At 40.5% G+C, this 13,456-nt stretch carries 12 protein-coding genes and 2 tRNA genes; 3 read left to right on the top strand and 11 right to left on the bottom strand.

The features are described 5' to 3' along the window. Nucleotides 1–20: 20 nt before the first annotated feature. The 9 genes from nusA to rlmE form a co-directional block, all read right to left on the bottom strand. Nucleotides 21–1,508, bottom strand: coding sequence for a transcription termination factor NusA (nusA, locus tag VXS03_RS10730; protein ID WP_297474683.1), 1,488 nt, complete (start codon nucleotides 1,506–1,508; stop codon nucleotides 21–23). A 22-nt stretch (nucleotides 1,509–1,530) separates the two neighbouring features. Beyond that, nucleotides 1,531–1,986 (bottom strand): ribosome maturation factor RimP, encoded by a 456-nt coding sequence (gene rimP / locus VXS03_RS10725; RefSeq protein ID WP_080158453.1) that lies wholly within the window; start codon nucleotides 1,984–1,986, stop codon nucleotides 1,531–1,533. A 187-nt stretch (nucleotides 1,987–2,173) separates the two neighbouring features. Next, nucleotides 2,174–2,250 (bottom strand) — tRNA-Met (locus tag VXS03_RS10720). A gap of 57 nt (nucleotides 2,251–2,307) precedes the next feature. After that, a tRNA-Leu gene (locus VXS03_RS10715) sits at nucleotides 2,308–2,392 on the bottom strand. 11 nt (nucleotides 2,393–2,403) lie between these two features. Then, entirely contained in the window at nucleotides 2,404–2,796 is a 393-nt protein-coding gene (gene secG, locus VXS03_RS10710; RefSeq protein WP_327763702.1) for a preprotein translocase subunit SecG, read from the bottom strand. A gap of 267 nt (nucleotides 2,797–3,063) precedes the next feature. Next, nucleotides 3,064–4,401 carry a phosphoglucosamine mutase gene (gene glmM / locus VXS03_RS10705; RefSeq protein ID WP_327763700.1) on the bottom strand — a complete coding sequence of 446 codons (1,338 nt, stop codon included), beginning with the start codon at nucleotides 4,399–4,401 and terminating at the stop codon, nucleotides 3,064–3,066. Between the two features lie 94 nt (nucleotides 4,402–4,495). Further along, a complete protein-coding gene (folP, locus tag VXS03_RS10700; protein ID WP_327763699.1) occupies nucleotides 4,496–5,329 on the bottom strand; it encodes a dihydropteroate synthase in 834 nt (277 codons plus the stop codon). Nucleotides 5,330–5,398: 69 nt separating this feature from the next. Then, nucleotides 5,399–7,339, bottom strand: coding sequence for an ATP-dependent zinc metalloprotease FtsH (ftsH, locus tag VXS03_RS10695; protein ID WP_327763698.1), 1,941 nt, complete (start codon nucleotides 7,337–7,339; stop codon nucleotides 5,399–5,401). A 49-nt stretch (nucleotides 7,340–7,388) separates the two neighbouring features. Beyond that, on the bottom strand, nucleotides 7,389–8,018 hold the full coding sequence (gene rlmE, locus VXS03_RS10690; protein ID WP_327763696.1) for a 23S rRNA (uridine(2552)-2'-O)-methyltransferase RlmE: 630 nt from the start codon (nucleotides 8,016–8,018) through the stop codon (nucleotides 7,389–7,391). Between the two features lie 212 nt (nucleotides 8,019–8,230). On the opposite strand from rlmE, the gene yhbY reads away from it, so the two are divergent. Next, complete coding sequence (gene yhbY, locus VXS03_RS10685; RefSeq protein ID WP_080158459.1) at nucleotides 8,231–8,527, top strand: ribosome assembly RNA-binding protein YhbY; 297 nt, start codon at nucleotides 8,231–8,233, stop codon at nucleotides 8,525–8,527. A 145-nt stretch (nucleotides 8,528–8,672) separates the two neighbouring features. Here yhbY and greA read toward each other — a convergent pair whose 3' ends face one another. After that, nucleotides 8,673–9,146 carry a transcription elongation factor GreA gene (gene greA, locus VXS03_RS10680; RefSeq protein ID WP_080158460.1) on the bottom strand — a complete coding sequence of 158 codons (474 nt, stop codon included), beginning with the start codon at nucleotides 9,144–9,146 and terminating at the stop codon, nucleotides 8,673–8,675. Nucleotides 9,147–9,754: 608 nt separating this feature from the next. Between greA and VXS03_RS10675 the strand changes: the two genes are divergently transcribed. Both VXS03_RS10675 and dacB read left to right on the top strand, forming a co-directional pair. Further along, the gene (locus VXS03_RS10675; RefSeq protein ID WP_327763694.1) at nucleotides 9,755–10,819 is read left to right on the top strand and encodes a porin; all 1,065 of its coding nucleotides are present in this window, start codon (nucleotides 9,755–9,757) and stop codon (nucleotides 10,817–10,819) included. A 154-nt stretch (nucleotides 10,820–10,973) separates the two neighbouring features. Then, on the top strand, nucleotides 10,974–12,377 hold the full coding sequence (gene dacB, locus VXS03_RS10670) for a serine-type D-Ala-D-Ala carboxypeptidase (RefSeq protein WP_327763693.1): 1,404 nt from the start codon (nucleotides 10,974–10,976) through the stop codon (nucleotides 12,375–12,377). Between the two features lie 153 nt (nucleotides 12,378–12,530). On the opposite strand, the gene VXS03_RS10665 is transcribed toward dacB, so the two are convergent. Further along, nucleotides 12,531–13,388, bottom strand: a complete 858-nt coding sequence (locus tag VXS03_RS10665; RefSeq protein WP_327763692.1) for a magnesium transporter — start codon at nucleotides 13,386–13,388, stop codon at nucleotides 12,531–12,533. Nucleotides 13,389–13,456 lie beyond the last annotated feature (68 nt).

Genomic DNA, 13,456 nt, shown 5'->3' with positions numbered 1-13,456 from the left:
TCCCTTGCTTTATTTTTTGATTACGCTTCGTCGCTGAACCAGCAAATATTACGTGCAGCCATAATTAGCTCACCCGCTTTTGCATCGTCCACGCCTTCAATGTCGGTCAAGTCATCAGTTCCTTGATCAGCAAGATCTTCAAGCGTACAAATACCTTTTGCTGCAAACTTAAACGCTAACTCGCGCTCAAGACCTTCCAGACTTAATAAATCTTCTGCAGGTTCTACACCATCAAGCGTTTCTTCTTTAGCAAGCGCTAAGGTAGTCAATGCAGCTTTTGCACGGCTACGTAATTGCTCGATAGTCTCTTCATCAAGACCGTCAACATCCATTAATTCACTTAATGGAACGTAAGCAATTTCTTCTAGTGTAGTAAAGCCTTCTTCAACCAATACAGTGGCGAAGTCTTCATCAATATCAAGGTGTTTAGTAAACACTTCAATTGATGCTTGCGCTTCTGCTTGGTGTTTTTTCTGTAAGTCTTCAACTGTCATTACGTTTAGTTCCCAGCCAGTAAGCTGTGATGCTAGACGTACGTTTTGACCGTTACGACCAATTGCTTGTGCCAGATTATCTTTCTGTACAGCAATATCCATTGTGTGGTTGTCTTCATCAACGATGATTGAATCAACTTCCGCTGGAGCCATTGCATTGATCACATATTGTGCAGCATTTTCATCCCACAATACGATATCAATACGCTCACCGCCAAGCTCACTAGAAACAGCTTGAACACGTGCGCCACGCATACCAACACACGCACCCACAGGGTCAATACGCTTATCGTTAGTTTTTACTGCGATTTTTGCACGAGAGCCAGCATCACGTGCTGCGCCCATAAGTTCAATCAGTTCTTCGCCCATTTCTGGCACTTCAATACGGAATAGCTCAGATAGCATCTCTGGCTTAGAACGCGTCATGAATAACTGGAAACCACGAGCTTCAGGTGCAACTTTGTACAATAGACCACGTACACGGTCGCCTGGACGGAAGTTTTCACGAGGAAGTTGATCATCACGTTGAATAACCGCTTCTGCATTGCTACCCAAATCGATGATTACTGCGTCACGATTTACTTTCTTAACAATACCAGTGATTAGCTCACCTTCGTTGTCAATAAACTGTGCCACAATTTGCTCACGCTCAGCTTCACGTACTTTTTGTACGATAACTTGCTTCGCAGTTTGCGTTGTAATACGGTCAAACGTTACAGATTCAATATCGTCTTCAACATAATCGCCAACGGCAATTGTTGGATCTTCATATTGTGCCGCTTCTAACGTAATTTCAAGTGTTGGTTGAGTTACCTCTTCTACTGCTTTCCAACGACGGAAAGTTTCGAATTCACCTGTTTTACGATCGATAACAACACGAACTTCAATTTCTGCTTCGTGTTTCTTTTTAGTTGCTGTCGCTAATGCAATTTCAAGCGCTTCAAAAATACGCTCACGAGGAACAGCTTTTTCGTTGGATACCGCTTCTACGACAGCCAAAATTTCTTTGTTCATTTCTAATGCCCCAATTTAGCGGTTAGAATTTTGGAACTAGGTTGGCCTTGGAGATATTGCTAAGTGCAAAGGACTCGTCATTGCCATCTACGTTAAGTGTGATCAGTTCGCCTTCAACAGCGACAATGTCACCTTTCCACTTACGACGGTTACCCATCGCCATTTTTAATACTAAGCTAACTTCATGACCAATAAATTGTTGGTAATGTGCAGCTTTGAAGAGTGGTCTTTCCAATCCAGGGGAAGACACTTCTAGGTGGTAAGCAACAGTAATAGGATCTTCTACATCCATTACAGCACTAATCTGGCGGCTAACCTCAGCACAACCGTCTACATTAATACCATTTTCATGGTCAATAAACACGCGAAGTGTGGAGTGTGCACCAGCACGGATAAACTCTAAACCAACAAGTTCAAAGCCAATAGCTTGAACTGAAGGCTCAAGTAAGTCGGTTAATTGTGTCTCTAAAGCTGTCAAGACAACCCCCCGGAAACAAAAAAAGGGCATAAAGCCCAGTAGATACCTGAATGGTCATGTTTCAGATAATAAAAAACCCCGAATACGGGGTTTTTTATTACTGGACCCTGATTACTAAGATCATGCAAGCAAGTATCTCAGTAAGAAAACAAACATTCAAAATAAGAATAGTCTATTTTCAGGAAAGTGGTTGCGGGGGCCGGATTTGAACCAACGACCTTCGGGTTATGAGCCCGACGAGCTACCAAGCTGCTCCACCCCGCGTCCGATTCTGAACAGAGTATACCGTTCAGATGTTACTATTACAAGTAACCAGTATAATGGTGCCGAGAAGGGGACTTGAACCCCTACACCTTGCGGCACTAGCACCTCATGCTAGCGTGTCTACCAATTTCACCATCTCGGCTAAATCTTTACTTACTGAGATTTTTCACTTGTTGCTGGTGTTGTTTCAGCAGTGTTCTCAGTCGTTTTTTCTGCTGCAACTACTTTATCAGTAGTGATTGCAGTCTTTGGTTGTTCAACAGTTTGTGTTGTAACTGGAGCCGAAAGGTCATCCCAACCACTTGTCTCTGCTGCTTTCTTAGTACTGATGTTGCCAAGTACAAGACTAATAGCAAAGAAAATAATTGCACAAAGTGTTGTCATTCGAGTTAGAAAATTTCCTGAGCCGCTAGAGCCGAACAAAGTTCCTGATGCACCAGCCCCGAATGAAGCTCCCATATCTGCGCCTTTACCTTGTTGAATCATTACTAGGCCAATTACACCAAGCGCAGCGACAAGATAAATCACAAGTAGAATTTCGTACATGGGTTCCACCTATGGTAAAATTGCTATACCGACTTTGCTTTAGCAGTGCCAGCGCATTCCTCTTATCTAGAGAGCGAATGAATACTAGCGAAACCCTGTGGTAGAGACAAGTAATATTTACTCAAAAAGTGAATATTCCGAACCGCTTGCACAACATTTAGCCAAAAACAAAGTAATCAAAATAAAAAGGCTGACTATATTTTATTAGCCAGCCTTCACCATCATTGAATAACACTTAAAAAATTAAGTAGTTATCAACAATTGCATTTAGCAGTTTTCTTTTACTGCTGTTGCAATATCTAATGCATATTGCTTAACATCAGCTGCATTTTGGCCTTCAACCATAACACGAATCAATGGCTCTGTGCCTGACTTACGTAACAATACGCGACCATTATCACCTAATTTTTTCTCAACGGCTTGAGTTGCAGCAATAACAGCAGCTGATTGTAGCGGATCGCTTTCACCTTTAAAGCGAACATTTTCTAGCACTTGTGGGAACATCGTCATGCCATCACTCAGCTCTTTTAAGCTCATTTTGCTAGAAACAATAGACGCCATAACTTGTAGACCAGCAACAATACCGTCACCAGTCGTTACTTTATCAAGTAAAATAACGTGGCCAGAGTTTTCAGCACCAATTAACCAGTTATTTTTTTGAAGATCTTCCATTACATAGCGGTCACCCACTTTTGCACGTACAAAAGGAATACCTAAGTTTTTAAGTGCAACTTCCATGCCCATGTTGGTCATTAATGTACCAACCACACCACCTTTTAGTTCACCACAGCGTAATGCGTCACGAGCAATAATGTAGGCAATCTGATCACCATCAACTTTATTACCTAACTCATCAACCATGATGACACGATCGCCATCACCATCAAGGGCAATACCAAAGTCAGCTTTTTCTTCCAATACTTTAGCTTGCAATGCAGCAACATCAGTTGCACCTACTTTATCATTAATATTGATACCGTTAGGCTCGCAACCAATAGTAATAATTTCAGCACCTAGTTCAGCAAAAACTTTAGGCGCGATGTGGTAAGTTGCACCATGCGCACAATCGACAACAATCTTAAAACCTTCAAGGCTTAAATGATTAGGGAAAGTACCTTTACAGAATTCAATATAACGGCCAGCCGCATCGTCAATACGATAAGCTTTACCTAGTAATGCAGACTCAACACATGTTAGTGGTTTTTCCATTTCAGCTTCAATTGCAGCTTCAACGTCATCAGGTAGTTTAGTACCTTGTGCAGAGAAGAATTTGATACCATTATCATGATAAGGGTTATGTGATGCAGAAATCACAATACCTGCTTCAGCGCGGAACGTGCGAGTCAAATAAGCCACCGCTGGCGTTGGCATCGGGCCAGTAAAAGCTGCTTTTAGGCCTGCAGCAGCAAGACCTGCTTCTAATGCAGACTCCAACATGTAACCTGAAATTCGAGTATCTTTACCGATTAGAACTTTTTTAGTACCCGTTTGAGATAAAACACGACCAGCAGCCCAGCCTAGTTTCATTACAAACTCAGGTGTAATCGGACCTTCACCAACCAAACCACGAATACCATCTGTACCAAAGAACTTACGTTCAGCCATTTTACGCTCCTAGCTTTCTTTTATAAGTATATTGATTGTAATTAGCTAAATGCTTTTCGTTACAATCATTCACTGTAATAAGGTTATATCTGCATTATTTAGAGTAATTCGTCACTATATTACAGATTTTAATAACATCAATTGTCTCTTGTACGTCATGAACTCGAATTATTTGCGCACCTTTCATTGCCGCAATCGTCGCACAAGCAAGACTACCAGCAACACACTCAACCGGTGGCTTGTTCAACAGCTTTGAAATCATTGACTTACGAGACATTCCCGCTAATAACGGCAAACGAAACTGATGAAATTGTTCAAGTTGTGCTAATAATTGATAATTATGCGCCACAGTTTTACCAAACCCAAAGCCAGGATCGAGTATCAACTGTTGACGTGTAATGCCATGCAGTTCACAAGCTTGAACACGTTCAATTAAAAATTGATTCACATCAGTAATTAAATCGTCATAATTTGGATCGGACTGCATTGTACGCGGTTGACCTTGCATATGCATCAAGCAGATTGGAACATTTGCATTAGCAGCAGCTTCTAAAGCACCGATATCTTGCAATGCGCGTACATCATTAATTAAATCAGCACCTGCATTAACCGCTTCAGTCATTACCTGAGCTTTACTGGTATCAATTGAAATCCAGCAATCAAACCGCTGACGAATAGCTTCGATTACAGGAATAACACGCGCAAGTTCATTATCAACATTTACATCAGCCGCCCCAGGTCGCGTCGACTCTCCACCAATGTCAATAATTGCTGTTCCCGCTTCAAGCATCGATTCTACATGGCGCAATGCTTGATCTAACTGGTAATACTTACCACCATCAGAAAATGAGTCTGGCGTAATGTTGACAATCCCCATTACTTGAGGCGTTGTAAGATCAAGAATCTTACTTTTACTGATTAATCTCATGTTATGACTCCGCAAATTTTAACAAAAAAAAACCCCGACCTAAGTCAGGGTTTTCTATTTACTTAGCAACTATGCTTGAGGCTTACTATCTTCATCTTTCTCGGATAGCGCATCAATACCGTCACCTACAGGCTCATCAGGAGCAAGTTCAGTTTCAGGTGCATTTCGCAACGTATCGCCATCATCACTCCAGCCTTTTGGTGCTCGAATTTCAGCTTTACGTTCCATCAAGTCATCAATCTGACCTGCGTCAATAGTTTCATATTTCATCAGTGCATCTTTCATTGCATGCATGATATCCATATTATCAACCAAAATTTGACGTGCGCGCTGGTAGTTGCGATCAATCAGAATACGTACTTCAGTATCAATCAGTTTCGCAGTGTCATCAGACATGTGCTTACTTTGTGTTACTGAACGACCAAGGAATACTTCACCTTCATCTTCTGCGTACAATAATGGACCTAACTTGTCAGAGAAGCCCCACTGAGTCACCATCTTACGTGCAATATCAGTTGCGCGTTCGATATCGTTTGATGCACCCGTAGATACTTTCTCGCGACCATAGATAAGTTCTTCAGCTAGACGACCACCGTAAAGACTTGAAATCATAGATTCTAAGAATTCACGAGAATGACTTACACGATCTTGCTCAGGTAAGTACATTGTCACACCTAACGCACGACCACGTGGAATAATAGACACTTTGTACACTGGATCGTGATCCGGTACTAAACGACCAATAATTGCGTGACCTGCTTCATGGTATGCCGTTGATGCTTTCTGATCTTCAGACATCACCATTGACTTACGCTCTGCGCCCATCATGATTTTGTCTTTCGCAAGTTCAAATTCAACCATTGAAACTGTACGCTTGTCACCACGAGCAGCAAATAACGCCGCTTCGTTAACAAGGTTGGCTAAATCAGCACCAGAGAAACCAGGTGTACCACGAGCAATCAATGATGGATTAACATCACCGTCTAACGGCACTTTACGCATGTGAACTTTAAGAATCTGCTCACGACCACGAACATCTGGAAGACCAACAACAACTTGGCGGTCAAAACGACCAGGACGAAGTAACGCTGGGTCGAGTACGTCAGGACGGTTAGTTGCGGCAATAACGATAATACCTTCATTACCTTCAAAGCCATCCATTTCAACCAGCATTTGGTTCAGTGTTTGCTCACGTTCATCATGACCACCACCAACACCAGCACCACGTTGACGACCTACAGCATCGATTTCATCGATAAAGATAATACAAGGCGCTGCTTTCTTCGCTTGTTCAAACATGTCACGGACACGGGATGCACCCACACCAACAAACATTTCAACAAAGTCAGAACCAGAGATAGTAAAGAACGGTACTTTAGCTTCACCAGCAATCGCTTTTGCTAATAAAGTTTTACCCGTACCAGGAGGACCAACCATCAACACACCTGTTGGGATTTTACCACCTAGCTTTTGGAAACGGCTTGGATCACGTAAGTAATCAACCAATTCTTTAACGTCTTCTTTAGCTTCATCACAACCAGCTACATCAGCGAAGGTTGTTTTGATTTGGTCTTCACCCATCATACGTGCTTTAGATTTACCGAACGACATGGCGCCTTTGCCACCACCGCCCTGCATCTGACGCATAAAGAAAATCCAAACACCGATAAGCAATAGCATTGGGAACCACGAAATGAAGATTGAAGCTAAAAGGCTAGGCTCTTCAGGTGGTGTACCTTGTACTTGTACGTTAGCGTTAATAAGATCGTCTAACAGCTTAGGATCATTTGCGACAGGTAAGTATGTTACATAGCTCGCATTATCACGTTTGGTTACAGTGATTTCACGATCATTGAATCGTACTTCCTTTATCTGATCCTGACCGATTTGACGGACAAATGTCGTATAATCGACTTGGCCTTTAGTACTATTACTATTAGTTCCGAAACTCTGAAATACAGACATAAGAACAACAGCAATGACCAGCCATAAAATCAAGTTTTTTGCCATGTCACTCAAGGTGTTAACCTCGCGATAACTAAAAGATGAATGTAGATTACTACAGTTTGTAACCTGTAGCCACAATATAGACTTCACGCGAACGATCTCGCGAGGAATCTGGTTTACGAATTTTGACCACTTTAAACATGCTACGAATATCAGCAAGATATTGGTCAAAGCCTTCACCTTGGAAAACTTTTACCGTAAAACTGCCATTCGGTGCAAGTACTTGTCGACACATATCTAATGCAAGTTCAACAAGGTACATAGCTCGAGGTTGGTCGGATGCAAGATTACCACTCATATTAGGTGCCATATCAGACATTACCACATCAACCATCTCTGGTTTAATGCGTGTCAACAAAGCATCTAACACTGCTTCTTCACGGAAATCACCTTGAAGGAAGCTAACCCCCGGTAGTGAATCCATTGGTAAAATATCACAAGCGATGACCTGCCCATCATCACCTACAATTTCAGCCGCATACTGTGACCAACCACCAGGTGCAGCACCAAGGTCGACAACAGTCATGCCAGGTTTTAATAATTTATCTTTATTTTGAATTTCTTCAATTTTAAAGAAAGCACGAGAACGATAACCTCGTTTTTGCGCTTCTTGTACATATTTATCGTCAAAATGTTCTTTTAACCACCGGCCGGAGCTAGCGGATTGCTTTTTTCTACTCATGCTAAACCTAATGCGTTGCCATACTTAGTAAGTATACGTCGGCTAAAGACTTTATCGCACCTAATTCACTAGATTGCGCCCTAAAAATGTGCAGTGCAACATAATCACTGTAAATTTTCCGACTGTCATCTATTAAACAAATTAGTCTTCTAGAGTAGATGGCGGTAGAATGTCGCGTTTTCAACCCTTGTAACTAAAAAAATAGAGTCATCATGAATCTAAGCACAAAACAAAAGCAATTCTTAAAAGGTCTAGCTCACAACCTAAAACCGGTTGTTCTTATGGGTGCGAATGGTCTTACTGAAGCTGTATTAGCCGAAATCGACCTTGCTCTAAACCACCACGAACTGATTAAAGTAAAAGTAGCGTCAGAAGATCGTGAAACTAAACTATTAATCGTTGATGCTATTATTCGCGAAACTAAAGCGGAAAAAGTACAAGTGATTGGTAAAACTTTAGTGATTTACCGCCCTAGCGAAGATCGTAAAATCGAACTTCCTCGCAAATAAAAAAGGCCGCCTAGCGGCCTTTTTTATTGCTGTCGTTGGCAATAATTTCTTTTTGCTAACGACAAACTCTACCGTTATTAATAAGTTAACGCTTATTTGTCAAACATAGTCTATATTTTTCGTTACGACAAATAGCAATTAATTATTAAACGTATTGTACATCCATGATTTCAAATTCTTTTAAACCACCAGGGGTTGTAATTTGAACTTCATCACCGACTAATTTACCAATTAAACCGCGTGCAATCGGTGAGTTTACTGAAATCAAGTTTTGCTTAATATCTGCCTCATCATCACCTACGATACAATATGTCATTTCTTTATCACTATCTAAGTCTAATAGCTTGATCGTGGTACCAAAAATAACTTTTCCCGTATTTGCTAATGTTGTTACATCAATCACTTGAGCAACAGATAGTTTGTATTCAATATCACGAATTTGCGCTTCACAAATACCCTGTTCTTCACGTGCAGCATGGTACTCAGCGTTTTCCTTTAAGTCACCAAGTTCGCGAGCTTCAGCAATTGCTTGAGAAATCAGCGGACGACGCTTCAATAACACCTCAAGTTCTTTTAGTAGCTTCTGTTCGCCACGAACAGTCATTGGTACTTTTTCCATAAATAAATAGCCTCTGTAACCTGATAGCGCTCGCCAATTTCAGGTAAATAGTGTCAACCTAACATTAAGTTAGCCTGACAGAATAAAAATGATTTGGTTTATTTTAAACAAAGATGAGCAAGAGATCATCATTGATAAATGATAATCCGCATTTAACTGTTATTTATTGGCTAATTATTCTGTGACGTCACAAATAAAATGTCCCCGTAGAATATTAACGATAAGCATAAGTCGTATTCATTTGTAGTTAGTATTTACTTACTATTGTTGTTTTACCTCTTAAATATAAAAAAAACGCACTACATACTGAACATTAAAAAGCGCTTCAAATCACAGTATTGGAAATAAAAATAAATATTTTAAGCATAAAAAATATATTATTTTCTAAATAGAGCTAAAATATGAAAAATAATTAGAACTTTTACTTGTTATGATAACACATTGATTAAAAAGACAATATGCACACAAAAAAACCTAAAAATGCCGAATATAAACTATTTTTCAGTTTTTTTTACTAACATATTATCAATGACACAAGTAAAAAGAACGCCATAGCATTCAGCATCGAAATGCAACTTATAAAAAAACTATATATAAAGGATTCGGCAATGAACAAGAACCTAATTGCTCTAGCAGTAGCAGCAGCGACTTTCTCTGGCGCAGCATCAGCAGCAACAGTTTATTCAGATGACACTTCTAGCCTAGCTATCGGCGGCCGTGTAGAAGCTCGCGCACTACTTTCTGAAAATGCAAAAAATGAAACAGCACCTGTTCTTTCACAACAAACAAGCAACGATGTAACTGACATCTCACGTGTACGTGTAAACATCGATGCAAAAACACAAATTGCTGATGGCGTTCAAGGTGTTGGCTTTGTAGAAAAAGAATTTGGTAGCGACAGCGACAACGTTCCTGAAGAAACTCGTTACTTATATGCTGGTGTAAACAGCGACCAATACGGCCAAATCGTTTACGGTAAAGCTGATGGTTCACTAGGTATGCTAACAGATTTCACTGATATCATGGCATATGCTGGTTCTGTTGTTGGTGGTACTAAACTAGCAGTAGCTGACCGTACTTCAAACAACCTTGCTTATGTTGGCACATTCAACAACCTTACTTTCAAAGCGAACTACGTATTTGATGGCGCAGCATACAATAATGCAGGTAAGAAAACAGACCAAACTGGTTTCTCTACTGCTGCTAAATACAATGTAGGCGATACAGGTCTTGCTCTTGGTGTTGGTTACGCTCAACAAAAAGATCAAACTGCAGCAAATAACGCTGTAAACCAAACTTCTAAGCAAACTTTCGCAGTAGCGTCTTACACTATTGGCGACCTATACTTCGGTGGTCTATACAAGTACGGTCACCGTGATGCAAATAACCTAGTGAATGGCGATCTAACTGACTCACAAGGTTACGAATTCGCAGCAGCATACACTATGGGTAAAACAGTATTCACTACAACTTACGGCTTCATGAAAGATGAGCGTAACACAAGCGGTGCTTACGACGAATTAGCAAACGCAGTAGCGATTGATGGTACTTACTACTTCAACAGCAACTTCCGCACTTACGCATCTTACACATTCAACATGCTTGATAAGAACAAAGTAGGTAAAGTTGCGGCTTCTGACCAACTAGTTCTTGGTGCTCGTTACGACTTCTAATTTTAATAATTAAAAGCGTACTAAAAAAGCGTCGACCTTGGTCGGCGCTTTTTGTTATTTAATCACACCTGAACACAACACAGGTACGTTTTTACTAAAGTCCCTAAAAAAGCTATCATTACGACTAACTCTATTCATACAATTGTATTCTGATATGCTTAAACGACTTATTTGTTCCGCCTTGTTATTAACAAGCATGCCTTCATTTGCTGCATTTTCCCCACAGCAAGCCCTCAAGCAATTACCAACCGGTAGTGACGCCTCACTATTAGTGGTTAACCCTGCGACCAATAAAGTCATCTACCAGCATCAAGCAAGCCATTTACAAGCCCCTGCCAGCACACAAAAATTATTAACGGCACTTGCGGCAAAATTGTATTTAGGAAATGACTTCCGCTTTAGTACTAATCTTGAAACTCAAGGTAACAATGTTATCTTAAATTTCAGTGGAGATCCGACACTAAAAAGCAGTGATATTACCAATCTGCTACGTCAACTCAAACAGCAAGGTACTAGCACGATTAAAGGTAACCTTTATCTTAATGGTGGCCATTTTACAGGGTTTGAACACGCCGTTGGTTCGCCGTGGGATATGTTGACACAATGCTACAGTGCGCCATCAAGCAGTATTACATTAGAACATAACTGTTTTGAAGGTGCGTTATATTCTAATATGGCCTTTGGTGCGAAAACACGTTTAAATATTCCAAGTCATCAACCAGTAACGGCAACAAATGATGCGATTGTAGTAACCAAAGCTCAGCAAAAAGAACAATTCTGTGAATTATCATTACAAGCAAATGATAGCAACCACTACCATATCACGGGTTGCACCCAACCAAAGAAAGATCCACTACCGCTTCGATTTGCAGTGCAAAATACCACGTTATATTCAACTGCCATTATTAAGCAGCAATTAAAACGTGCAGGTATACGTTTAGACGGTAAAATTTTACGTAATGACACCATTACAGGAAAGATTGTTGCCACTCATCAATCAGCCCCGTTAACCACCCTGCTGTATATTATGCTTAAACGCTCCGATAATTTATTTGCCGATAACCTTGCGAAAACCATGGGCGCTAAATATTTTAATCAAGCAGGTAGTTATACCAATGGTGTAGCTGCTATTAAGGCAATTCTAAAACAAAAAGCCAATATTGATTTATCAAACACCATCATGGTTGACGGCTCAGGCTTATCACGCAATAACCGTTTAAATACGCATGACTTAATGGAAGTGCTTACTTACATTTATCATCACCCTAAACTAGGATTAATGACCGATTTACCCGTTGCAGGCAAAAGTGGCACCCTTCAATATCGTAAAAGCGTCCGTAACGCACCATTAAAAGATCATATTATTGCTAAAACAGGATCGTTATTTGGTACTTATAACCTTGCAGGTATTATTAAAACCAAATCAGGTCAACCATTATTGTTTGTACAGTTGGTCACCAACTATTACCCGACCGCGGCTGAAGTAAAAAACAGTCCACTGCCACCAATCAATCAATTTGAAAAGCAATACTATACATCTCTGTATAATAATTACTGATTCACTGTCGTTGTTATTAAGCGAATATTAACAACTAAAAAGCCCCATTTATTGACGATACCTTAAACAGTAGTTATCAATAAATGAGGCTTTTTTATCTTTAATAACAGCAGTTATGACCATTAATCACATATTCAGCATCAAGTACCACAATTAATGGCCTAAGCCTAAAATCCAATTAATAGTGCTAAAATAAATAACCATTCCAGTAATATCCACCATTGATGCTAGCACCGGACTGACAAGTACCGCAGGATCTAAATTAAACGCACGCGCAATTAGCGGTAATAACCCGCCAACACTGGTCGACACCACGACTTGAATAGAAATGGCAATACCAATGGCTAGCGCAACCATATAAAGGTTGATTCCTGTAGGTAATAATACATGGCCACTAAAAAAGACCACTCGTACAACGATCACAGCCGCCAATCCAAGTGCAATGACTAGCGACACTCGAAATTCTTTCCATAATACCGCTATCCAGTCACGGGATCGTATTTCATCCATCGCGAGTGCCCGTACCACTAACGTTGCCGCTTGTGATCCGGTATTCCCTCCCGCAGCTGCAATAACGGGCATGTAAATAGCCAACAAGACTAATTGACTTAATGTATCTTGATAATGGGAAATAATCAGTCCAGATATAATTCCCATCAACGCTAGGCCAACAATCCAACCTATACGTTCGCGCACATGGTTAAAGACACTATTTTGTAAATAATGCCCCACAGGTTCAACTTCAGAGCAGATAAAACCTAACCCATTCGCGAGCTGACGAACTTTGACATCTTCTTTACGTTCATCAAGCCGATCAAGTAATAATTGAACGTGGCGTAAAGGGCATTCATGAAGCATAACTAAGGCTTCAGGTAAGGGCATTTTAGCTAATAATTGTGCTTGCTCATCTAAATCATATTTTAGAAAAGCATTACGTACAGCCAGTGCATCACGTTGATCTAAGTGAGCACCTGTTGCGGCAGCATAGGCTGCAAAATTCATTACTGTCATGGCGTTTTACCCGGTTAACTGATACTCAAACAAGAGTAATAAGTAGCGACCGTCGCAATTTAAAACTT

Origin of the sequence: Photobacterium sp. S4TG1 (assembly GCF_036040035.1) — a bacterium.
Classification (GTDB): Bacteria; Pseudomonadota; Gammaproteobacteria; order Enterobacterales; family Vibrionaceae; genus Photobacterium.
This window is presented reverse-complemented; position numbering and strand designations above follow the sequence as displayed.

Coding starts and splice junctions, on each gene's coding strand:
- nusA (WP_297474683.1), bottom strand. CDS start 1,508: ATGAACAAAGAAATTTTGGCTGTCGTAGAAGCGGTATCCAACGAAAAA.
- secG (WP_327763702.1), bottom strand. CDS start 2,796: ATGTACGAAATTCTACTTGTGATTTATCTTGTCGCTGCGCTTGGTGTA.
- glmM (WP_327763700.1), bottom strand. CDS start 4,401: ATGGCTGAACGTAAGTTCTTTGGTACAGATGGTATTCGTGGTTTGGTT.
- folP (WP_327763699.1), bottom strand. CDS start 5,329: ATGAGATTAATCAGTAAAAGTAAGATTCTTGATCTTACAACGCCTCAA.
- ftsH (WP_327763698.1), bottom strand. CDS start 7,339: ATGGCAAAAAACTTGATTTTATGGCTGGTCATTGCTGTTGTTCTTATG.
- rlmE (WP_327763696.1), bottom strand. CDS start 8,018: ATGAGTAGAAAAAAGCAATCCGCTAGCTCCGGCCGGTGGTTAAAAGAA.
- yhbY (WP_080158459.1), top strand. CDS start 8,231: ATGAATCTAAGCACAAAACAAAAGCAATTCTTAAAAGGTCTAGCTCAC.
- greA (WP_080158460.1), bottom strand. CDS start 9,146: ATGGAAAAAGTACCAATGACTGTTCGTGGCGAACAGAAGCTACTAAAA.
- VXS03_RS10675 (WP_327763694.1), top strand. CDS start 9,755: ATGAACAAGAACCTAATTGCTCTAGCAGTAGCAGCAGCGACTTTCTCT.
- dacB (WP_327763693.1), top strand. CDS start 10,974: ATGCTTAAACGACTTATTTGTTCCGCCTTGTTATTAACAAGCATGCCT.
- VXS03_RS10665 (WP_327763692.1), bottom strand. CDS start 13,388: ATGACAGTAATGAATTTTGCAGCCTATGCTGCCGCAACAGGTGCTCAC.